The following is a 24161-nucleotide window of genomic DNA, read 5'->3' on the forward strand; positions in this document are numbered from 1 at the left end:
TTAAATTACTACAAAATTGGGCCATTGTAAAGTATTTTTTTAACAGAGAGCAAAATATTCATGATTATTTCATATAAAATTGTGTCAATTAAGGAAGCTTTTTACAAAAAGTGCAATAATTGTTGCAAAATTTGCACATAATTTGCAATATATGTGTTGAAGAATTTGTGAAATATGGTATAATAAGAATGTATACTAAAATTTACAAGGAGAGAAAGTTTATGAAAAAGACCTTTTCACTCATTCTTTCGCTTGCGCTATTGATGAGTTCATTCAGCGCCATCACTGTGCACGCGGCAGATGCGTCTTCTTATTTCAAAGAAGAAGAAGCGTTCTTTTTCTCATTTGAGAACAAGAGCGATTTAGACGAACCCGACATGCAGTTTGACAATGGATCAGACGGCACGTTTCAAACAGCAGGTGCAGCTACATATTTTACCCCCGGAGCCAACGGCTCTGCCGGCGCGGTTGCCGTGCACACAGAGGTAAAAGAGGGGAACCAGGGAATTCAAAACTCGGGGGTTAACAACATCAAGCTGATTCCTGGAAAAGATTATGAAATCTCCATGAACATTAAGCTGTTGTCAGCTTATAACTATGCTGTATGCCCCAACGTCAATTTCTTTATTATGACGCAAAACACCAAAACATACAGCAATGCGGCATGCACCGAAGGCGAGTCCTCAACAGGCTCTTACTACTCTGTTTTTAAAGTGAAGGGCGATTCGGTGTTTACCAAAAACAGCGACGGCACCATTTCTGACGAGTGGTCGACCTTAAAAGCCACTTTCACAGTGCCCACGCAGTTTAGCAGCAACCGTTTTGTAAAAGCCGGGGAACTTTCCAATTTTCAGATTTTTGCTCGGTTTGGCTCGTCGGAACATTCCATTGCCACCGCATCTGACTTTACACCTGAATTTCAGGCCACACGTGAAGATGTTACGGTAAGGCCAAACGAAGTTAGAAAAAACTACTGGATTGAGTATGCGTTAGACGACATTTGCCTGCTTCCCGCAGCTTACACCTCTGAATCTGTTGATCCCGAACCCGAGCCAGAACCCCGGGAGCTGGCGTTTTGGGATCAGGACTTTGAGAGCGGAAAATTAGGCACAGGCGAAGACGGCCTTTTATACGAAGCCATGAGCTACACTCCAGAGTTTACTGACGACACACCGGAGGAGTTGCCGGATTCTACCAAGGCTCTTAAAGCAGTTTATAAAGACTCCGCTGACGGCCTTTTAGACCTTAAAATCAAAACCGGCGACAACAGCAAAAAGCTTTGGTATAACAGAACCTATAAAGTCAGCTTTTGGGCAAAAACTTCTCAGGCTGTTGTAGATTACGCAAAAAACACCGGAAAATCCATGCACTTTATTCAGGAACGTACCTCTGAACAGCGCTTAGAACGCCGGAAGGACAAATGGCCCAACATGGAGCTGAAAGTAGAATATGATACAAATTGGAAATATTATGAAATCTACTACCGTGAAACCCTGAATGAATCCCTTTCCCGGTCATCTGAAAATGACGGCTGGACAACCATTTTCGATTTCAGATTTAAACTTCCCGGTAACAGAAGCGACTCACCCGCGACGGACGCAGATGGAGATAAAACATATACATATAAAACATTGGCCGGCGAATCGGTAACGGAAAAAGCCAAGAATTTCGAAATTTATTTAGACGATTTTAAAGTGGAGCCCACGAACATTGTGTATAACGGCGACATGGCAATTGCTGAAGCCGCTGATTCCACAATTCCTTTCCTTCACTATGACGGCAGAACTAAAAATAACGGTCAGGACTACTACCTGGCCGGAAGCGACACTTTCTCGCCCGCTGTTTTGGGTGACGGCACCATTACAGCCGACAACACCTTTGCCGAAGTTTCCGGCATTGCCAACGAGAACGTTTTAAAGCTGACAGAAGCAGACGATAAAATGCACCAGGAAGTTGAAATTGACAACAAGAAGAAATATACCGTTTCGTTCTGGGCGAAAGCTGACGATGGTGCAGCTGTTGGTAAAAATTTGCTTCCTGTGATGGACCGTTCCATCATTGGAGATATGCGCGACGACACGACAATTGAAATCACACCGAAAGATAACAGCGCAAAGGTTAGCATTAACGACCCTACAAACCCTGACTATAATCTTGGTATGGGCTATGGCAACACAACCGGCGAAACAGGCGATGTTCCATTCATGTTGTTCTCGGGGCCTATGGGCAACAGCCATAGTTCTACTACTTTAAATCTGACTGCGGCCGGTGAAAAAATTGTAAAAGACGACTACTTTACCAGATTAAAAGCAGCCCCTGCCACAGCTTGGAACTATGAATATTACAACGGTGAAAGCTGGGTAAGCACAAACAACCAGGATGAGTTTTCCTCTAACCTGGCTTTAACAGAAGGCTGGAAAGAATATACGTTCGACTATGAATGCAATTACGAAGGAGACCATTACCGTATGCCGGAATTCTCCATTGATACGGACGAGGCCGTTAACTTCAGCCTGGCGAACATTTCCATTGTGGAACAGGAATCTGGAGAAGAACCTGTAACCCCGCCTCCGGCAGATACACCTTCCGAATTTAAAGCTTCAAACGTTTCTGCTACCAGCAGCAAAGAATCTCTTACCACCTCCGATTCTATCAACGTATCGTGGGATTTTGAAATGGAAAGCGGCAAAGATACTCAAGAAGCAGATGGAAAATCTTTTATCAAAATTTACGCTAACGACGGTGCAAACCGCTACTTTGTTGCAGCTGCAAGAGCAGATGCAGCCGGCAGGGCAGACATTAAAGCAACACAGGATTTGTTCGGCAAGAACTTAGAATTTGAAGTAATTCCCGTAGATAAAAACGGCAACTGCGGTCACAGCGCCACTGCCTTATTTAGCGGCAAAATCACACTTGCCATGACCTCTGACCTGGCCATTAATTTAAACAAAACATCTGTCAATTGGTCAGTGAACGTAACAGCAGCAGAAACCGGTGCGGCTTCTGCCTATATTGCGCAATACGACGCAAACAATAAACTTGTGAAAATTGACTTAGAACCCATTTCTTACACAGACGGTGAAAAGACCTTTGGTTCTAACATTAACGTGTTGGACAGTGCAGTGAAAGTGAAGTTGATGGTTTGGAGCGACACGTTCACACCGTTGGCCAGCGTAAAAACGGTTGAACTGATGCCGGTGAACAAAGACCCCTTTGCCGGCGACGACCAAATTAACGTTGTATTCTTAGGCGACTCGCTTTACGCAGGCGCAGGTGCAGGTTCAGAAGAAAACAAATGGGTTACCAAAGTTAGTAAGTGGTTTGAGCAAACATATGCGACAGACAATGTAAAAGTAACGTGCACGAATAAAGGTGTTGGCGGAACTACAACTGAATATAGCTTAGTGAGAGTTTTGCGCGATGTAGTTGCGTTAGAGCCCGACGTTGTGTTCTTCAGCCATACCATAAATGACGGCAGCCGCGACACAAGAAGAAACATGGAAAGTGTTGTTCGCACTTTGATGGAAATGGATAATCCACCTTATATCATCTTTACGCGCAGCACAAACCAAAACCTTACCCAATCAAATGGTTACGGCAATCAGGTGGCTGACTTCTATAATCTGCCGTTAATTGACGATTTAGAAGCTTACAAAGCAGTACTTGCAGAAACAGGAAAACCTGCCTCTGACTTCTTCTCTGACGGCACACATCCCAACGCCGCCGGATATCAAATCATTGTCGACGAAGTGATTCGCTGCATTGAAAGCGGCAGATATTATCACCGGCCGGTAGTTCGCAGTGACAAACTCATGGAAAACAGCGGCACTATTGCAGAAGTGAACTTTATTTCCGCCACAGACAGCAGCGTTGTAAAACTGAATGGCAACTGGAGCACCGGAAGTAACTACGTACATTCCACAACCGTAGGCGACACGATGACGATTAATTTCACAGGCGATATTTTTGCCTTTGAATATGGTTTGCACAACGACGCCGGAAACATTGAGGTTCGTGTCGACGGCAATCTGGTAAAGACCTTTGACGTACACTACAATGGTCAAACCGGTTATCAAAGGGTGTGCAAGGATAACTCCGCACTATTCGATTTAGATTACGGCGAGCATACGGTTGAACTGAAAATGGTTCCCGGTCCGAACTCGTCCGGCGGTAACATTCAAAACCGCTTCTTTACCATCATGACCGGTTCATGGGTACAAGAATAGTAAAATAGTAAAATAATAAAAACAATCCCCGCAAGATATAAATCCTGCGGGGATTTTCTTATACAATAACGCAATATTCATCACAAAATATGCACATAATTTGCAATATTTGTGTTGAAGATTTTGTTGAATATGATATAATAATATTGTAATATAAAATTTACAAGGAGAAAATGTATATGAAAAAGATCTTTTCACTCATTCTTTCGCTTGCACTTTTGATGAGCACGCTCAGCGCTGTCACGGTTCAAGCGGCAAATGCCTCTTCATATTTGAAAGAAGATGAGGCATTCTTCTTCTCATTTGAAAATGAGAATGACTTCAGCTATGCAGATATGAAGCTTGATAATGTATCTAATGGAACATTTCAAACCGCAGGCGTAAACTCTGCATATTACACCCCAGGTGCCAACGGCTCAAAAGGTGCAGTTGCATCACATATTGAGGTTAAATCCGGCAACCAGGGCATTTCAAACGACGGCATTTCCGGCGTGAAACTGATACCCGAAAAAGAATATGCGCTTTCACTGGACATAAAACTCTTGTCTGCGCAAAACTATGCAGTTCAGCCAAATGTTAATGTATTTATCATGACAGAGGGCGCAACTACATACGCAGACGCAGCGTGCACCACAGATGAAAAGAACACGGGATCATATTACATTAATTTTTCTGTAAAAGGTGACACAATTTTTGACAAAAACCCTGACGGAACAATTTCCGGCGAATGGGCCACAATGAAAACAACGTTTACATTGCCGCGTGCTTTAAGTGGCGGCCGCTATTTAAAACCCAACGAGCTGGCCAATATGAAACTCTTTTTCCGGTTTGGTTCTGCTGCCCATACCATTGCCACCGCTTCCGATTTCACACAGGAATTTCAGGATTCCCGTAAAGAGGTGACGGTATCATCTACGGTAACGTCAAAAGACTATTGGATTGAATATGCCATAGACAATGCATGCCTGCAGCCCGCTGCTCATTCCAACGACACAGAGCCGGAGCCGGAACCCCAAGAACTGGCTTTCTGGGACAACGATTTTGAGCAAGGAACTCTGTCCGGCAGCGGCGACGGCGTTACCTACGCAGCCCAAAGTGCCGCTTCTGTAAAATTTGTAGATGATACGCCCGATGCTTTGCCGGATTCCACAAAATCACTTATGATGGTATATGGCGGCTCAAAAGACGGTTTGATGGATTTAAATACTAAAATTTCTGACAACAGTAAAAAGCTTTGGTATAACCGCACCTATAAAATCAGCTTTTGGGCTAAAACATCGGAAGCGGTTGTGGAATTTGCTAAAGCAAATCCCAAAGGCTCCATGTGGATTATTCAGGAGAGGACTTCTGAACAGCGCTTAGAGCGCCGGAAAGATAAATGGCCGAATTTAAGCTTGGATATTGAATATGACACAGATTGGAAGTATTATGAAATCTATTACCGCGAAACGTTAAACGAGTCTCTTTCCCGGTCTTCTGAAAATGAATGGAATACTACATTTGATTTAAGATTTAAACTGCCAAAAAATGATGTTGCCGTTACCGACCCCGACAACGGAGAAACAATTTATTTTTCATATGAAAATGCGCAGGGTGAAACTGTGAAATGCAAGGCAAACGACTTTGTTGTTTATCTTGATGATTTTAAAGTGGAACCCACAAACATTGTGTATAACGGCGACATGTCAGTTGCAGCCGCATCTGATTCCACTGCCTGCTTTTCACATTATGACGGAAGAAAAGCAAGCTCCGGAAGCGATTTTTATAAAGCCGGCGCAGATACCTTTACCCCGTCTGCTTTAGGCGACGGCACCATTACAGCCGACAGCTCCTTTGCTGAAGCCTCCGGCTTGGCCAACGAAAATGTTTTAAAGCTGACAGAAGCTGACGGCAAAATGCACCAGGAAGTTGAAATTGACAACAAGAAAAAATATACCGTTTCGTTCTGGGCAAAAGCTGACAACGACGCGGCAGTCGGCAAAAATCTGCTTCCTGTGATGGACCGTTCCATTATCGGGGACGAACGTAACGGAGAGGAAACCACCATTACGGTGAAGAACGGCGGCGGAACAAAAACAATTAACACTCCCGGAAGTGCAGATTATTTAGGTGTTGGCTACGGTGAAAAAACAGGTGAAACGGGTGATGTTCCGTTCATGCTGTTCTCCGGTTCTATGGGCAACAGCCACGAATCTTCTACATTGAATCTAACAAACGCCAATGAAAAAATTGTAAAAGACGACTATTTCGGTAGAATGAAGTCTGTAAACGGCTACGAAGACCAGGCAGCCCCCACCGCGTGGAACTATGAATATTATAACGGTGAAAGCTGGGTAAGCACAAACGACGCAACGTTTACTTCAAATTTGGCATTGGAAAGCACCTGGACAAAATATGAATTTGAGTATGAATGTAATTACGAAGGCAGCCACTACCGCATGCCGGAATTCTCAATTGATACAGACGAGTCGGCGAACTTCAGCCTGGCGAACATTTCCATTGTGGAACAGGAAAGCTCCGTTACGCCTCCTGTTGATGAAAAAGAAGCTGAGTTTAAAGCATCCAATGTAACAGTTACCAGCGATAAAACAAATCTTACAACGTCTGACTTCATCACCGTTACATGGGATTTTGAAATGGTAAGCGGAAAAGATACACAAGAGGCCGGCGGCCAGTCCATTATCAAAATCTATGCGGTTAATGGCGATTCCCGCTCGTTCATCGCAGCGGCAAAGGCCGATGAAGCAGGAAAAGCAACCATTAAAGCTTCGAACGATTTGTTTGGTAAAACTCTTGAGTTTGAAGTTATCCCCATTGATGTAAATGGCAATGCAGGCCACAGCGCAACCGGCACATTTGCAGGAAAAGTGGTAATGGCATTAGACACCTCAATTTATGTTGGCGACGATCAGAAATCTGTCGACTGGCAGGTTAGCATCAGCTCCGCGGGAATTGAAGGCACCTACACCGCATATATTGCGCAGTATGACACAAACGGCAAGCTTGTTGCAATCAACTCAGAGCCGGTAAACTTCACAGACGGCGAAAAAATATTTGGTTCAAATATCTCTGTGCTATCTAACGCCGTTACGGTAAAACTCCTCTTGTGGGACGAAAACCTGAAACCTGTGGCAGATGTGCAGGAAGTGACCTTTATGAACGCCAACAACGATCCCTTTAAAGGCGATGACCATGTGAACGTCGTATTTTTAGGCGGTTCCATTACCCAGGGAACCGGTTCTTCAAATTCAAAGGAAACTTGCTATGCAGCGCTGACTGGCAAATGGTTTGAAAGCACCTTTAAAACAGCAGACAGAGATGTAACCTGGCACAACATGGGTGTTGGCGGCACACCGTCGCAGTATGGCCTGCTCCGCTTAAACCGCGACGTAGTTTCAAAAGATCCTGACATTGTGTTTGTTGAATTTGCAGTAAACGACAGTGGAAACGATACCAGAAGATATATGGAAGGCATCGTGAGAAGCCTGTTAGCTTTAGAAAAAGTTCCGTATATCGTGTTCCTTTATACAACGAATGAAACTTACACTACCCCAACAGCTTACCATGAACAGGTGGCGGAATTCTATGGCATACCGCAAATCAGCTTGAAAGATGCGCTCAAGCGTGAATTAAACGGTGCAAATGCAAAAGAGGCCGGCTATTTAAAGGACAGCGTTCACCCGTCAGATTTAGGATATGCAGTGTATTTTAATGAAATTAAAAAATGCTTAGAAACAGGACGCTATTATCAAAAGCCCCTTGACCGCGCAGATAAACTTGTTCCTGAAAGCACCGGTGTGAACACCAGTTTCACAACCTCACAAACAGCAACTTTTGCTGAAGACAGCAAGTGGACAACCGGCGGCACCGACCCAAAACAATTTGTGAAGTCTGTAACACCTGGTGACTCTTTCGAGTTTGAATTTGAAGGCAATGTATTCGCCGTTGAACACGGTCTGAATATTGTTGGCGGAAGGTATGACGTTTATATTGACGGCGTTAAGGTTGGTTCCGGTGAAACCTATTATAACAATATCACTTCAAACCAGCTTGTGTTAGGATATAACAACTTTAATCTTGGTTCAAAGGGAAAACATACAGCAAAAATTGTTGTTTCTGACCAAAAACATCCCAACAGCACCGGCAATCAGGTATTAATTTATAACATCATTACAGGAACAACATTAGATTATTAAAATAAAAAAACACCCCGCCGGAAATGCAGAGGGTAATAAGGAAGTAATATCCGCAGGATGATATTCCTGCGGAACTTTCTTTTTATCGGGGATAAATTCGTCCTGCGGGATAAATTCACCGATAAAGTTAAAAACAATCTGTATCTTCTGTACTCTATGTCCGCTTGATTTATCGGGAGCGTGGACGATAATTTTCTTGACAAACTCATTGACAATCGTCGGCGTTAATTCCGTTATGCCTACATACTTTCGTACTATCTGTCTGAATTGATTAAAGTCGGTTTGCTGTCTGTCAAACTCCGCTGTTTTCTGTTGAAATTCATCTGCCTGTTTTTGTAAGTCTTTTTGTTCGGTTTCATATTCAGCAGACAATTTCAAAAACCGTTCGTGTGAGATTGCGCCTGTTATATCGTCCTCATAAATTCGTTTGAATATTTTATCAAGCTCTGTAATTCGTTTTTGGATTTTTGATATTTGCTTTTTCTTTGATTGTATTTCTTTTTCCTGCTCGTCTAACTGCTGCCTTGCCACAAGATTAAAAAACTCGTCCGCATTGTCGTACATCATTGCCGTAATTTGAAAAATTTGATTTAGTACGATTTTCTTCAAAGTTTCTTCACGGATAAAATGGACGGAACAGCTTCCTGTATTACCTTTGTACTGCGAACAACGGTAGTGGTCTTGTGCGCTGTCAAATCTTTTGCAGGTTGCAAAATGAAGTTTACTTCCGCAGTCAGCGCAGAATATCAATCCCGAAAACAATCCTTGCTTATTTGTTTTTGTATTACGCCGCTTGTTTTGCCTTAATTCCTGTACCCGTTCCCATTGTTCCTTTGAAATAATCGGTTCTTGTGTACCGTAGAAAATTGCCCAATTCTCTTTGGAATTTTCAAGACGTTTTTTCAGTTTATATGACTTTGTATAAGTTTTGAAATTCACCGTACAGCCTATGTAATCCATTTTCTCTAAAATATGTGCAACAGATTGCTCACTCCAACGATATGGTTCTTCCGGCAAAGATTTACCTTTCATTTGCGCATAATATGATTTTACCGTCAGCACTTTTTCCTTTCTTAAAATCTTTGCAATCTGCGTAGGACCTTTTCCGTCAATACATAAATCATAAATTTTTCTCACGACTTCCGCCGCAGGCTCGTCAATAATCCATTGCTTTTTATTATCGGGATTTTTCATATAGCCATAAGGCGGTTCACCCAAATGTTCACCGGCTTGTCCCTTTGCCTTGAACACTGCACGGATTTTCTTAGATGTGTCTTTTGCGTAAAAATCATTAAACAGATTTCTGAACGGGGTAAAATCATTATCACCTTTGAAGCTGTCAACACCGTCATTGATTGCGATTAAACGGACGTCATTATCAGGGAAAAATATTTCCGAAAAGTAGCCTACTTTCAGATAATCACGACCAAGCCTTGACATATCCTTTACAATGACAGTTTTAACCTTTCCGTCCTCAATATCCTTTATCATTTCCTTGAAAGAAGGTCTTTCAAAATTTGTTCCGCTCCAACCGTCATCGATATAGAATTGTGGATTTGGATATTGATTATCTTTTGCGTATTTGCTTAAAATTGCTTTTTGGTTTATGATACTATTGCTGTCGCCGTCCAAAGCGTCCTCTTGTGAAAGCCTGCAATATAAAGCAGTCATTGTGTCGGACTTATTCATTTAACATTCCTCCTTTTTGTTGTCCGACAAAACAGAGTGTATATTTGAATTATACCGCGCCTTTCCCGAATTGTCAGCTCCTTTTGATTGTATTTTTTCAGAAAGCATTAACCGAATTATTTTATTGTTTAGTGTTTCCGTGCCTGAAAATGATGTTTCAACTTCGTATGTTGTACCACCGATTTTGTATATTGAAACATACCTGTCTTCTTGATTTTTCTTATCCAATCTTATCCCGTCCTTTCCCGTAAAAACTAAATTTTATAGAGGAGCAAGCACAGCGATTGAGTACCCAATCACGAAAAGGCAATTTCCACCTTGCTTGCTGTTTTTGAAGAACAGCAAGCACAGCAAGTGTAGCCACACTTGCATAAAATTGATTTAATTTTGGGGATATTCCCAAACCCTTTTTGGTGTTCCTCTACTCATTATCCAGATGAAATCTATGCTTTTGTTGCACTTTCATATAGGAAACAAATAAAGCAGAAATATTACTACTATTTTTGCAAAATTTCTTTCCAATACTACTACGGTGAAAAATAAAAATCTGCCAAATATTTTCATGAATTTTTTTAAAATATCCCCCAAATTTTTATTTTACGTTTCGTATTATGTAATACAAGCGGCTTGAAACGAGAAATGCAAGGAGGAGCTATTATGAAACTATCACAAAAAATTATGAGTTTGATTTTAACGGGAATTATGACATTAACGCTGATTTCGGCTGTATTTACGGAAGTCGGCGCGTCAAATATGTACGAAAACAGCGATTTCATTGAAACGGAACAGCCGGAACTTAGCGAGGAAACAAAGCAGTTGATTTCTCTATATCAAAAAAATCCAACAGAAGAAAATTATCTTAATTTGCGGGATATTGTTATAGAAAATTACAATGCGGTGCTTGACCGCAAAGAAACAAAACTTGCCGAGCTGAAAGCTGAAACTGCAGGAAAGCCCAGCGGAGAAGCTATTGTTGCTGAAATGGAAGAAATTGTACAGGAAATGTATATTACATATTGGAGCCGTATCAACAGCAGTATGCTTCGGTTTACTGATACGCGTCTTTTGAAATGGAAAATTTCTAATGCGGCGCAATATGAGTATATCCCTGTTATGGGCGCAGGTGAAAGCCTTTATGTTAAGCGTACACCCGTTACCAATGCGGAATATGCTGAATTTATAAAAGCAACAGGCGTACAGGCTCCGTCTAATTGGACAAACGGTAATTATTCCGCAGGCGAGGGCGATTATCCCGTAAATTATATTTCCTATGCGGACGCAGAGGCTTATTGCAAATGGTTGACAGAACAGGACGGAACAAACACCTATCGGCTTCCGAATGAAAGCGAATGGGAATTGGCGGCGGGACATATGCCGAAAGACGCTGATTTTAATTGTGGCATAAATGACAGCAGAACACCTGTTGAGCAGTATGCAGATGTTACAAGAGGCGCTCACGGAGCGATTGATTTTTGGGGCAATGTTTGGGAGTGGACTTCAACTGTAAGGAACAATGCTGATAGCACAACAGAGTTTGGCGTCAAAGGCGGCTCGTGGAAATCTGAACGAACGGATTGCCGGACAGAACACCGCAAGGAAAGCAGAAAGGCCAATGCCGGATATGAAGATGTGGGCTTCCGTGTCATTCAAGTATTAAATGGCATTGAACCAAAACAAAAGGTTGAGCTTGCAACCCTTGACGCTCCTATTGTAACAGCTAACTCCGCTTCTTCTGACAGCATTACTCTTTCGTGGCAGTCTGTCGCCGGTGCGGTGGAATATCAAATCTTTGAATATTTTGATAAAACGGGATTTGTTCAAATGCTTGAAAAGACAAAAGAAACCTCTGTTACAATAAGCAATTTGGAAACGGGCAGTACGCACAGATATATTGTTCAGCCAATTTCTTATATAGAAATTGCCGATAATGTCTCGTCCGAAAACAGTGTAGAAGCGACTTGCGGACGGGAGACAGAAACGAATACCTCAAGCAATACAAGCGATAAAAACACGCAGCGTCAGGAAAGATTAGAAGAAAAAGCCGAAAAAATAGACGCTCTCAATCGTTTAAGGGAAATGAAGATGCTTGTAAAGGCTACCAAAATCGAACAGCTTACATATTTAAAAGAAATACGAGCGTCGTTCAAAGATATTGATGTTGCTGACAGACAAGAAGTTTTAGCTGAACTGGCAGCTATAAAAGAAGAATTAAAAGATTATTCCATTGACACTTTTGTAAATGGTATCAGCATTGATTATGAAAAGTATGATAACGTGAAACCGATAATTGAAAACGGAAGAACTCTTGCGCCAATCCGCGCCGTTACGGAAGCGCTCAGAGCAGAAGTAATATGGAATGGCGAAACACAGGGAATTACCATAACAAAAGATGATATACTTATCGAGATGACTATCGGAAATACTGCCGCATATGTAAACGGTAATGAGGTTTTGCTTGATACCGCACCTGAAATAAGAAATGACAGAACCCTTGTTCCCGTGCGTTTTATTGCTGAAAGTTTTAACCTTAATGTTGATTGGGACGGAAACAGCAATACAATCATTATTTCAGAGCCTATGACGCTACACGAATTTAACGGAACAAATTATTGGCTTTACACACCGTCAAACGCCGAAGAAAATATGCCGTTAATCGTTTATCTTCACGGCTCAAGCGGAAAAGGTGTAGAGCCTAAACAGCTTCTGACCGCAGGAATATTCACCCAAAGTTTAACAGATGGTGTTTTTGGAGATCTTCGTGCTTATGTTCTGATACCACAGCTCCCTGAAGAACAGCAAGATTGGATTTCATTCAAGCAGCCAGTTGTGAGCCTTATTCAGAATGTGATAAATACTTATAAAATTGACAGCAGCAATGTCAGTCTTACAGGGTTTAGCATAGGCGGCGCGGGTGTTTGGAATATTGCGGCTTCCTATCCCGATATGTTCCGTTGTATCGCGCCGTGCAGCGGCGGTATGCGTCCTACGGAAAATATGCTGTCTGCCCTAAATCAAATGCCTGTATGGACTTTCGTCGGAACAGAAGATACGATAGTAAAGCCCCAAAATACCATCGACTTTATGAAAAAGCTATCCGAGAAAAACGCAAACGCAAAGCTGACTGAATTTGAGGGCGCAGCACACACAGATGTTCCTGCTCTCGCTTATTTAGATAATGAAATCAATCTTATTCGGTGGCTGATTGAAAAATAGGGCGTTTTATGGTAGAATACCAATAGAATACAGGCGAACAAGGAAGTGAGAAACGAATGGAAATAGCCGAGAAAGTAATGAGAGCACAGACGGACGACGCTTTGCGAGAGTTATTTATCAAAGAAAATATGGCATTCATTTATAGCTGTGCGGCACAGGCGGCCGGTCATTTTGTAGATGAAAGCGACGATATTTTTTCCGTAGCATTTACGGCATTTAATGACGCTGTTTCAAGCTATGAGGAAAGAAAAGGCTATTTTCACTCGTTTGCTAAATCTTGTATTTATAACAGAATTAAGGACTATTATAGGGTAAAAATCCGCCATAACCGTGTTGTGCCGTTCAGCAGTCTTTCAACCAAAAACGATAATGGCGAAGAAACAGAGTTTGAGATAGAGGATAAAAATACGGAAATGTCCGAAACCGCGCTTGAAATTTTCTCTCTGAAATCGGAGCTTGCGCCGTTTGGAATATCATTTTTTGAACTTCCGAAAGCTGCGCCCAAATTCAGAAAGACGCGAGTTGCCTGTGTGGAAATTGTGAAGTATATCGTAAGGGAAAAGGAATTACTTGCTTCTGTATATGAGAAAAAAACACTTCCTGTAAAACAGGTACTTTCTACATTGAATGTAAATAAAAAGGTGTTGGAACGGCATAGGAAATATTTAATTATGGGGATTTTAATTATGAACGGCAATTATGAAATACTTTCGGAGTATTTTGACCCCGAATATAGGAGGTGGCAATAATGCGGGGCATTGTAATGGACATCAAGGGCGGAAAGGCGATTATTTTTCAAAAAAACGGAAATATGGTCGAGACAAAGGATAAAGGGTATAAAATCGGGCAGACAATCAATGTTACAGCCTATTCACATAAAAAATTTATGGCAGTCGCCGCTTGCTTCGCCGTGATTTTTATTGCGGGGATTTCGGGGCATTCGCTGGCATACCGCACCCCGTCAAGCTATATCTATATAGATATTAACCCAAGTGTGCGGCTTGATGTAAATTGCTTCGATAAGGTTATTTCCGTTGTTCCATTGAACGAGGACGCTGTTAGTCTTGTGGAAAGCTATCCGCTTCAAACGGCAGATACGGAGCAATGTATGAATAAAATTGTATCTGCCTGTTTTGAAAAAAAATATTTGAATGAGCGCAATGACGATATTGAAATTGACGTCGTTACAGATAAATCAAACTTAAACAATCGCGTTCTTGCCATATCAGAAAAGCTGAAAAAAGATAATTGGAAAGTTTCGGTAAAAAATGTGAACAAAGAGGAAAACAGCAGGGCAATGAAATACCGCACTTCCCCAAAAAGATTGAAAGCTGTTGAAGCATATACAAATGCGTTCGGCGGAACGCTTGAAGATAATTTTGCAGCGTTAAAGGGGATTACGAACGAAGAAATCTATACCGAGATTGAAGTGTTAGGCTATATTGATACAAATAGCGAAGAAAATCTTGAAATAAAGCCAAAAAACAGAAAATATAACTCCTCCCCAGAGCGACTGAAAGCTGTGAAAGAATATACGGATACGTTTGGCGGAACTTTGGAAGAAAATATGAAAGCGCTGAAAGGCAAAAGCACAAAGGATATCAATACTGCAATAGAAAACGGTACACCACTTTCAACTCTGGCAAATTAGAATTTTTAACACATAAAAATAATAAAAACTAAAAATCAACGGAGGGCGATAAATATTTATGAAATTTGATAAATGGCTGTTTTGCCCGATATGTCATAACAAATCAAGGGTAAAATTACGGGCAGATACAGAATTAAAAAACTTTCCCTTGTTCTGCCCGAAGTGTAAAAATGAAACTTTAGTAAACGCAAAACAATTTAATATTGAAGTTATAAAAGAGCCAGACGCGAAGACGCAGAGTTTATAACGAAGCAACAGACGCAGAGCCGATAATTTGCAGAGAAATCTCAAATTATCGGCTTTTTCTTTTACCCTGCTGCCGTTCACCGCCCTCCGGCATTGATTTTGAAAAACAAAAAATCAATGTTGGAGGAATTACAATGAAATATACGGACGAGCAAAAGGAACATATCAGACATTGTTTTGACAGCTTTTGCAAAAAGGTAATACGGTATCAGGCTATCAATCTTTACAGAGGAAACAGCAAATATATAGAGCGCAATGTTTCCTTTGAAGAAATCCTAAACGATTATTTTTTAGAGTGCGGGAAATGCGATACATACCCTATTTTACAATATCACTTTGAAGCCTTTGGATATATCTTTTCTGTTAATGATTATGATTTGGGAAAAGCTTTATTACAATTACCAAAGAAAAAGCGTGATGTAATTCTGATGTATTACTTCACCGATTACAAGCTGAAAGATATTGCGGAGATGATTGGAAAATCACAGAAAAACATCAGCTATATTCATGTCCGCGCCTTGAAAAATTTGCGTGAGATTATGGAGGGCGGCGAAGATGAATAAATATATTCCGCCCGACTTTGAAACAATCAAAAATGCCGTTGCCGCCGATACAGTTGCTATGCAAAAAATATTAGCGCATTATAACGCATATATTCTGTATTTTGCAAAACAGAACGATATTGTCAATTATGTGTATGCGGAAGAAATACGGGCAAAGCTGATGAAAGCGATATTAAAATTTGAAATTGACAGATAAACGGATTGAGAGTAGCCATTAAAACGGTTACTCTTTTTCTGTTTTGAGGGGCGGTTAGAAGTGCATTTTTGATAGTTTTAATATAATATCATTACTTTGCTTGTTTCAACCTCTGAAAACCGCATAAAATAAGGGGTAAATTTGCTCTAAATGCTCAATGATTCGTTATTCGGCATTATTGATTTGATAATAAAACTATATTGCGATTATTATGTGAGCAAATGGGATAATTTAATTCTCGGAAAATACTTGAAAATATTAAAAAGTTATATAACCGGTTTGATACTATATTGTAAAAATAGAAATCATAAAAAGCTTTATAGGATATAATTAATATTTTGAAAAGAACGGTGGAACATGCACGAAAATCAGAGATTGCTATATCCCCTAATATCTCTGAACCCGAATCATAAGAATACATTCATCAAAGAATTGGTTGCTAAACAATATATAATTGAAGAACTCAAAGCAAACGACCAATTCGCTTGGATTTCTACTATGGAGCAGTTTAAACATACTGCAGAAGAAATTATGTTGAATGAATATGCATATAAAGTCCTAAAATAATAACGGAAGATATATAAACAGCCCTCGTTGCGACCAAGCGACGAGGGCGATTGACTTAGGCTACTTTTAAAAACTTATAATTATATAAAGCGTACAGTCTGAAAATAAAATCATTGTTAAGAAAAACAACATGCTTTTTTGTCAGTTTGGAAATAAATATAATGTTCTCCATCAACTGCACATCAAAAGTTGCTGGTGCAATTATAGCCAATAATTCGACCCTATCATCTACCAATCCTGAAATTGCTTGACTTAAAATCTCTTTACCGGTAGTTGAAGATTTAGTGATTTTAGAATGATTAGATTTCAATATGCCTTGTAACGTGTAAGACTTGCTTCCAACAGAAACAGACAATTTAATGTCGCCAAACTCGTGACCTTGATGTGGCTGCGGAATAAACTCATCAAATACGGTGAATAATTTTAAAATGCAATTTTTTGTTTCCATTTCATGATTATATTTACATTCGTTACAAGCGCCAATTGATGGTTTAGTGCATTTTTCTCCCATTTTAGCAATATCATTGCTATATTCCTCAAACATATCTTTTCTGATGTCAATGGCATACAGAGACTTAAATTCTTCTATATCTTGCGGCATTATGACATTATATTCATCTTTCCTAATGTGTTTCAGATGACCATTTTGCAAAACATACGTATCTTTTGCATCTAAATGTATATTTGAATCTACAGCCATTATCTCAGCCACTATTTTTTCTATCAATGTGTTATGAATATTAACAGCAATGATTTCATCTATAGCATCGTAAAAAATGTTATTTCCACAATCACAAACACAATATCGATGTTCGGTACCACAGTATTCACATACAATTTTATCGCCTACAAGTTTCAGATTTTGCGAACTGCAGTTTGGACATTTTGGTATCACGTCATCATTGCATGTAGAACAATTTCCGTATAAAATATATTGACTATCGTTTCTAAACGCTTTATAAAAATCTAATGCTGAAATATCTACAGGAAGTACATCGATGCTGCTGATAGATATTTTTATCATTGCAAGTGCGAGTTGCTTTAATAGTTCTTTTTTAGCAATCCCCATCCTTTTCCACTCATTAGATGAAAATAAATTAAGACTATGAAACTTTTCAACACCGGCATCAGACAATATATCTGAATAGTAATTCATAATCGAAACAATTGTATCAACACTCCATTGCCTGAATTGCTCAGCACTTACATTTTTATTGATATAAAGCTTGCCTTTATTATTGTTAACACCCATTGTAACAATATCACCTTTAATATCTTCATCATATAAACAAGATGTAATACCATATCCATCATTAAAATCTTTCAAAATCTCAGTTTCTTTTTGTCCAAATTGAGAATCTGAAAAAGTGGCTTTTTGAGGCATATTAGGATTGTCCTTTAACTGTGTTAGTGCAACTTTTTTTCGGTTTGATGAATCAAATATAGTATCCAATATTTTTTTATCTAACGATATGCCTATTATTTTTATCCCATAAATCGAGTAGAATGCCTTTCTGATTAGCTTTTCAACAGATGATGGCATATTATAAATTGCGACGAAACCTTTTTCGGAACACACCCAAACAAAACATTCAACCATCTCATACACATAGTTAAACTTATCATTCTCGTCAATGTAATTGTGTTTTTTAAGATAATTTAAACTTATCTCAAATACTGGTATTCCATGTTCATTCCATTTGACGACATTAGAACACTTCAGATTTTTATACGATGAGCCTTCTTGGTATGTATATGTAGATAATTGCGTTTGTAGATCTGTTCTCAAACTATTTTCGGTCAATGTTTTGCCTGAAAATCCACTGGCCCAATTCAATACGAACCCAGGTTTCATACCATATCTGTAATTATCAAAGTATTTTTGTATTAAATCATCCGTTATTTCATGCGATATTGAAATAATATCTATAAGTTGTGATTTCGTACACTGTTTTATCGCTTTTTCTAAATCATCAACTTTCCCCTTATCAGTAACACGAAGATATCTGTTTTCTAAAACTTCCTTTTCAATATTATCTGTGATTAGTTTACAAATCCCCTCTAAGCGCATTAGCTCTAACGCAGTTTTACTCTCTTTTTTCAATAAAATTCCCTCCTTATCTTTTTGCCTCATTCCATTTTCTTAACCGTTTTGTCAGCATAAACACCGATGTGCAGGAGCGCCAATCGGAATAGTTTTTACTTGAGTTTAACTCGTGATACTCATATCCACGCTTGGCGCATTCCTCAGCAGTTTGAATGTTAAAAGCAGATAGTTTTTCACAAACACGCTCAATAATTGCGTTGCTTTTATCGTACTCGATGCCAAACTGTTTACTTATCATTTCGTTTAGCTTTTTGCGGTTTATCGGACCAATTTTGTTTGAAAAATATAACGTAAACCAATATTCAATAGCCTCATTTGAAAATGCACAGTTGACCTTCGGATAACGTGACGATTTTTTGATTGCCTCATCAAAGTCCTTAAAATCATCTTTATCGAATACACACCATATTTCATCAAAATCATTTTGCAAAGATATAGCTTCATCGACAATTGCAATTGGATTACTGTACTTACATGTAGTAATCTTTACCGTAACATTTTTCAAGCCGGACTTGTACTTCTGTTTGAATTTATTAAAATAAATTTCTTCTGTCTTACCGCCGCAAAGTACCAGCACTTTGTCTCGCAATTCAAGTGAGGGAGCCTTTCTTTTGTATTTGTTCATCTTGCAAGCCCCCTTAACCGTTAATGCTCGAATCCTTAATGTTAGGCAAGGCGCCATACACACCGAGTAAATATTGTTTTAAAATTTTACTGTCTTTTCTTATACCTTTAAAATCGCAAAGGCTGTAGAGTTTACTTACGCCATATTCATCTTTTTCAAGGAAATATATCTGATCTCTGCGAATATCTTCATCAAGCAAGGTTACATCGTGTGTGTTGCAGATAAGCTGGGCGTTATTGGGATTTTGGCTGAGTGAATTAAACATCATTACTAATTGGCGCACCAATGACGGATGCAGCCGTGCGTCTATTTCATCAATTAACACCACGCTTCCGTTATTTATGGCAGAAATAATTGGTCCTGCAATTTCAAAAAGTTTTTTTGTTCCGGCAGATTCTAATTCAAATCCGAAATCAGATATTGTGTAATTATCCCAATCCTTGTCGTAAACCCTCTGCTTCACTTTCAAGTCAATATTTTTGACATTCATCATATTTTTAAATTTTTCTTTATAACTTTTCTTAAGCGCTGCCATAAGCGTTTCACTCATCTTATCATCTGTTATTTCCATTTCAAAATCGTAAATTGGGATACCGAGCTTATTCATAAGCTCAACAATATCTTTTTTGCCATTTTCGTGTTCTTCCATATAATTAACAGTGACAGATAAAAGCTGGTTGGTATCATCAGCATCAAAAATTTGAATCGCCTCAAACCATTTATAAATTTTCATAGCCATCTCATTATTACAGAAGTTTGCCCATGAAAGGAATAGCACATCTTCACGAGTATTTTTAATAACGTGTTCGACATTTTTAAATTCTTTTGAATTGATTTTTATAGTTTCAAAATTGCTTCCGCTGCGAGTAAATACATTAACCGTTCTTTTATCTTTTTTATCAAGATATTCCTTGATTATTTTGTTATTCAATACCGAAAAACCATAATCATACAAAATTCCTTCAATAATAAATGCTATCGAAAAGCTTGTCGGCTTATCTTTGGATACATTGTTAAAAAGAAAGTGATTCGGTTTTGATATAATGCGAGATTGAACATCTAATTCTGCGGTTACAATATATTTCATAAATGCCAGCGCGCCAATAAAGTTTGTTTTTCCGCTGCCATTAGCACCGTACATAAAGCAACTTTTAAGAAGTTCTCCATGTGGCGTTGAAAATGTATTCAATTCCTTATATCTACTGTCATTACCGCTTACGGTCATCGCAAATTCCGTATTATTATAAAATGATGCAAAGTTTTCAAATGTAAATCCAACTAACATTATAATTCCTCCATTCTTATTATATTATCATTATATCCATAAAACTCAAAAATGTCAACATTTATTTGATATATTTGCGAAAAATTCACAAATATCCAAAATAACAAGCGCTAAAATAGCCTTACTGCCAGTTTTGTTCAGCAAAACTTTTTTGATGGGCAGTTATTAATTTTAATTGATTATCAAAAAGATTATCAGTTAGATACATAAATGTATTAGTATTAATTTTTGAAAACTCATATTTAATTACTTGTCCAATATACAAACTCGTGAATGAAAAAATTTTTCTTATACAATTAAATTGTTTTAATCCGTATTAAACCTTGTAATAAAAAATCTAATCCATGGTTAATTTCAACGAGGACATCTGTAGCAGAGGTGATTGTAAACATAGCCGTTAATGCTGCTCCCGCGGTAACTGCTATGTCTCAAGAGCTATTTTACAATTGATATACCTCAAGGTTCAGCAGTAGTAAGCATAAGCTTTGAAAGTTCGCCATCTGCAAACTAGTCTAAATTTTTGGAAACTGTGTCTAAGAAGCCTTCAACACTCTCAGAATTCATATATTAATAGTTCGACATAAAATTAAATAAGTATGCCACTTAATAAAAGTAGTATACTTATCTTTTGAGCAATTCGCTTTAACAGCCTGTTTTCTAACTTTACGGTTTTATCAAGGACCGTCTAAATCGGTATTGAAATTTGATGTTGACAGATAAACGAATTTTAAGCAGACAGAAATGTATGCTCTTTTACTGTCTTAAGGGACGGTTAGAAGTGCATTTTTGATGGTTTTAATATACTATCATTACTTTGGCTGTTTCGGTCTCTGAAAGCCGCATAAAATAAGGCTTTTTTAACCTCTAAATGCTGACATATAGACCGTAAGCATTTAGAAAAAAAGAAAACACGCATATCAAGCTGTAATCAAGTGAAATGCGTATTTTCTTTACACCCTGTTTGTCGATAAATGGTAATGGTTTCAATACTTCCTTATTACCATTCACCTAATACCGGCGGGGATGTTTTATGCAAAACAAATAGTTGCACCTGGGTTGATCTGGTGTTTTTCTGTCTCATACTCAAAAAATATCGTATGTGCGGTAGGATTATGTATTATTTTCTCGCTCAAGCTGATTTCAAGGCTGCGAAACGCCGTAACATAGTCGTAAATTTCAATATTGGTAGCGTACCACACGTCCTCTTTTCCGCTGACAAATTCAGCGAACCGTTCTATCAAGTCCCAGTTGTTGTCTTTTGTGTTCTGGTCAAACTCATAGCTGTGTCCCCAAACATAAAACAGCCAGGGCTCACGCCGCCAGCCTTCTTTCAAATCCGGTGAGTCGGTTACAAATTCCTGCGCCAGTTCCATCAGACGTTTGTTCTTGTGGTGGCAGGTGGCGGGCAGCCGCAGCCAGTCTATCGGAATGGTAAACTGCTCCGTAGAAGCCGTTGTCCGAAAATACCGAATCCCGCAGTTTTTCAATATATCCACAACCTCATCACTGTAACTTCCAAACGGATACGCGCCGCCGCGGACAATTGTGTGGAACAGTTCTTCCAGGTTCTCCCGGTCTGCTAAAATCTCCTTTGTGGCCTGGTCAATCGGAAGCTGTTCTAAATGCGGATGGGTAAAGGCGTGCACCGCTACCTCGTGGCCCGAGTCCTTATAGGCCGAAACCACGTCTTCCTTTGTCATTCTTCCACTTTTCCGGTCACCCGGCATTTGGCCAAAACTTCCGCTGTTTAAATTAAACGTTCCTTTCAGCCCATATTGATTAAAAATAGAAATCAACCGCAAATCCTGATAAACACCGTCGTCATAGCTAAAGGTCAGGGCCTTTGGCTTTCCGTCTGGAAACCGCATGTTCAGTTTCATTTCTCGTCACCCCACAAATAAAATTTGAACTTATTTTATCACCTATTTCCTGTGTTGTCAATAAAAAAAAGCGGACGAAAATCCGTCCGCTTTTTTTCGTTATTATTAACGCGCTTCCCCCATATAAAACAGGGCAAGTGTTCCCGGTCCTGAATGTGCTCCAATCACCGGGTCGCAAAAGTTTATAATAATGTCTTTCACTTCTGTTTCTGTTCTGATTTTGTCCGCAAGATATTCCGCATCCTTTAAACAGTCACCGTGACAGATGGCAATAACCTGGTTTTGCGGGTCTTTCACGTTCTTTTTAAAGATTTCAAACATGGCGTTTAACGATTTTTTTCTGCCGTTTACCTTATCCTGCACAATCAAACGGCCCTCGTTATCCACATGCATCACCGGCTTCACCTGCAAAATGGTGCCAATAATTGCAACGCCGCCGGAAAGCCGCCCGCCGCGTTTTAAAAAGAACAAATCATCTACCGTGAACTGATGCACCATTTTTAAGCGGTTTTTATAAACCCAGTCTGCCGCTTCTTCAACAGTTCTTCCCGCCTCCCGAAGCTTGGCGGCATAATATACCAAAAGTCCGTGTCCAATAGAGGCCGACAGCGAATCAATCACGATAACCTGCCGGTCGGGAAAACGCTCGCGCACCGTGTCCGCCGCAATTTTGGCAGCCTGATAGGTGCCGCTGATGCCGCTGGACATTAAAATTGCCAGCACATCTTTTCCGTCTTCTAAAACTTTCTCGAATTCGTCTATAAACATATCGGTATTGACAAGCGAAGTTTTCACATTCTCTTTGCTTCTAAGTTTTTCATAAAATGAAGCATAATCAAATTCTTCATCTTCTCTATAGCCTTTATATTCCTCGTTTCCGATGAAAAAAGACAATGGTAAAATACGCACGCCAATTTCTTTAATCATGCTTTTGCTGAGGTTTGATGATGAATCTGTTATAATTTCATAAGCCATTTTTCCATACCTCCATTATTCTGGTATTCAATACTATGTTACCACATACAGCAAACCCTGTCAAGTGGTTTTGTGTTAATTTCATGTAAGAATTTGGAATGGTTTTCTTGCTTTTTTAGCACTTCTGTGTTAAAATAGTTATGTAAGGAGTGATTCTTATGAAATATAGCAAGGAGCGCCTGACAGAAATTTTCACTGAGGGCGAGCGCCTGTTAAAAGAATATCATTTGCCGACCTGGGACGAGCTGCCGACCATTGAGCTCTACATGGACCAGGTTATTATATTGTTAAGCAACTATTTGGGCATTTTCAGCGCCGTTTCAAACGACGATAAAATTATCACGCCCACCATGATTAATAACTATGTAAAACAAAAAATCATTCCTGCTCCGGTGAAAAAGAAATATTCTAAAATGCATTTGGCCTATTTAATTATTGTCTGCATTTTAAAGCAGACACTGAGCATTTCCATGATTTCGAAAATCATTCCGCCGGATTTGAACGAAGAGGAAATCACTGCAGTTTACGCCTCATTCGTAAAAAACCAGGCAAAAGCCTTTACCTATGTGACAGAACAGATTACGGCAGTGGCCCAGCCTATTTTGTCCCTCACGGAAAACAACCAGGACAGAATGAACGATTTGGTGCTGCAGGTGGCCATTTCTGCCAACATTTTCAAGCTGCTCACCGGCTGGATTGCCAGCATGCAGGACAATGGCGAAACACATTCTTAATTACTATA

At 39.5% G+C, this 24161-nt stretch carries 17 protein-coding genes; 10 read left to right on the forward strand and 7 right to left on the reverse strand.

Annotation, left to right across the window (positions count from 1 at the left end; all coding sequences use genetic code 11):
* The first annotated feature begins 221 nt into the window (after positions 1–221).
* A complete protein-coding gene (locus H8698_RS06915) occupies positions 222–4226 on the forward strand; it encodes an SGNH/GDSL hydrolase family protein (RefSeq protein WP_249311860.1) in 4005 nt (1334 codons plus the stop codon).
* A 179-nt stretch (positions 4227–4405) separates the two neighbouring features.
* The gene (locus H8698_RS06920; protein ID WP_249311861.1) at positions 4406–8422 is read left to right on the forward strand and encodes an SGNH/GDSL hydrolase family protein; all 4017 of its coding nucleotides are present in this window, start codon (positions 4406–4408) and stop codon (positions 8420–8422) included.
* On the opposite strand, the gene H8698_RS06925 is transcribed toward H8698_RS06920, so the two are convergent.
* Both H8698_RS06925 and H8698_RS06930 read right to left on the reverse strand, forming a co-directional pair.
* On the reverse strand, positions 8411–10111 hold the full coding sequence (locus H8698_RS06925; protein WP_346726832.1) for a recombinase family protein: 1701 nt from the start codon (positions 10109–10111) through the stop codon (positions 8411–8413). The two genes, H8698_RS06920 and H8698_RS06925, sit on opposite strands and share 12 nt — an antisense overlap.
* Positions 10112–10339: a transposon-encoded TnpW family protein gene (locus tag H8698_RS06930; protein ID WP_249311862.1), complete on the reverse strand. Its 228-nt coding sequence runs from the start codon at positions 10337–10339 to the stop codon at positions 10112–10114. It lies immediately after the preceding gene.
* A 429-nt stretch (positions 10340–10768) separates the two neighbouring features.
* Between H8698_RS06930 and H8698_RS06935 the strand changes: the two genes are divergently transcribed.
* The 7 genes from H8698_RS06935 to H8698_RS13495 all read left to right on the forward strand — a co-directional run bounded on the left by H8698_RS06935 (position 10769) and on the right by H8698_RS13495 (position 16547).
* The gene (locus tag H8698_RS06935) at positions 10769–13324 is read left to right on the forward strand and encodes a stalk domain-containing protein (RefSeq protein WP_249311863.1); all 2556 of its coding nucleotides are present in this window, start codon (positions 10769–10771) and stop codon (positions 13322–13324) included.
* A gap of 56 nt (positions 13325–13380) precedes the next feature.
* Entirely contained in the window at positions 13381–14073 is a 693-nt protein-coding gene (locus H8698_RS06940; protein ID WP_249311864.1) for a sigma factor, read from the forward strand.
* Positions 14073–14975, forward strand: a complete 903-nt coding sequence (locus H8698_RS06945) for an anti-sigma-I factor RsgI family protein (protein WP_249311865.1) — start codon at positions 14073–14075, stop codon at positions 14973–14975. The genes H8698_RS06940 and H8698_RS06945 overlap by 1 nt, the downstream gene beginning before the upstream one ends.
* A 58-nt stretch (positions 14976–15033) precedes the next feature.
* Positions 15034–15222, forward strand: a complete 189-nt coding sequence (locus H8698_RS06950; protein WP_249311866.1) for a cysteine-rich KTR domain-containing protein — start codon at positions 15034–15036, stop codon at positions 15220–15222.
* A 133-nt stretch (positions 15223–15355) separates the two neighbouring features.
* Positions 15356–15784: a sigma-70 family RNA polymerase sigma factor gene (locus H8698_RS06955; protein ID WP_249311867.1), complete on the forward strand. Its 429-nt coding sequence runs from the start codon at positions 15356–15358 to the stop codon at positions 15782–15784.
* Complete coding sequence (locus H8698_RS06960; protein WP_249311868.1) at positions 15777–15980, forward strand: helix-turn-helix domain-containing protein; 204 nt, start codon at positions 15777–15779, stop codon at positions 15978–15980. The genes H8698_RS06955 and H8698_RS06960 overlap by 8 nt, the downstream gene beginning before the upstream one ends.
* Positions 15981–16337: 357 nt before the next feature.
* Positions 16338–16547 carry a TnpV protein gene (locus tag H8698_RS13495; protein WP_430393570.1) on the forward strand — a complete coding sequence of 70 codons (210 nt, stop codon included), beginning with the start codon at positions 16338–16340 and terminating at the stop codon, positions 16545–16547.
* Between the two features lie 55 nt (positions 16548–16602).
* Here H8698_RS13495 and H8698_RS06965 read toward each other — a convergent pair whose 3' ends face one another.
* The 5 genes from H8698_RS06965 to H8698_RS06985 form a co-directional block, all read right to left on the reverse strand.
* Positions 16603–18651, reverse strand: a complete 2049-nt coding sequence (locus H8698_RS06965; protein ID WP_249311869.1) for a hypothetical protein — start codon at positions 18649–18651, stop codon at positions 16603–16605.
* 13 nt (positions 18652–18664) lie between these two features.
* Positions 18665–19279: an RloB family protein gene (locus tag H8698_RS06970; protein WP_249311870.1), complete on the reverse strand. Its 615-nt coding sequence runs from the start codon at positions 19277–19279 to the stop codon at positions 18665–18667.
* Positions 19280–19292: 13 nt separating this feature from the next.
* Positions 19293–20564: an AAA family ATPase gene (locus H8698_RS06975; RefSeq protein WP_249311871.1), complete on the reverse strand. Its 1272-nt coding sequence runs from the start codon at positions 20562–20564 to the stop codon at positions 19293–19295.
* A 1028-nt stretch (positions 20565–21592) separates the two neighbouring features.
* Positions 21593–22444, reverse strand: coding sequence for a polysaccharide deacetylase family protein (locus H8698_RS06980; protein ID WP_249311872.1), 852 nt, complete (start codon positions 22442–22444; stop codon positions 21593–21595).
* 105 nt (positions 22445–22549) lie between these two features.
* Entirely contained in the window at positions 22550–23419 is an 870-nt protein-coding gene (locus H8698_RS06985; protein ID WP_249311873.1) for a DegV family protein, read from the reverse strand.
* A gap of 158 nt (positions 23420–23577) precedes the next feature.
* Between H8698_RS06985 and H8698_RS06990 the strand changes: the two genes are divergently transcribed.
* Positions 23578–24153 carry a DUF1836 domain-containing protein gene (locus H8698_RS06990; protein ID WP_249311874.1) on the forward strand — a complete coding sequence of 192 codons (576 nt, stop codon included), beginning with the start codon at positions 23578–23580 and terminating at the stop codon, positions 24151–24153.
* Positions 24154–24161 lie beyond the last annotated feature (8 nt).

Origin of the sequence: Congzhengia minquanensis, assembly GCF_014384785.1 — a bacterium.
GTDB lineage: Bacteria > Bacillota > Clostridia > UBA1381 > UBA9506 > Congzhengia > Congzhengia minquanensis.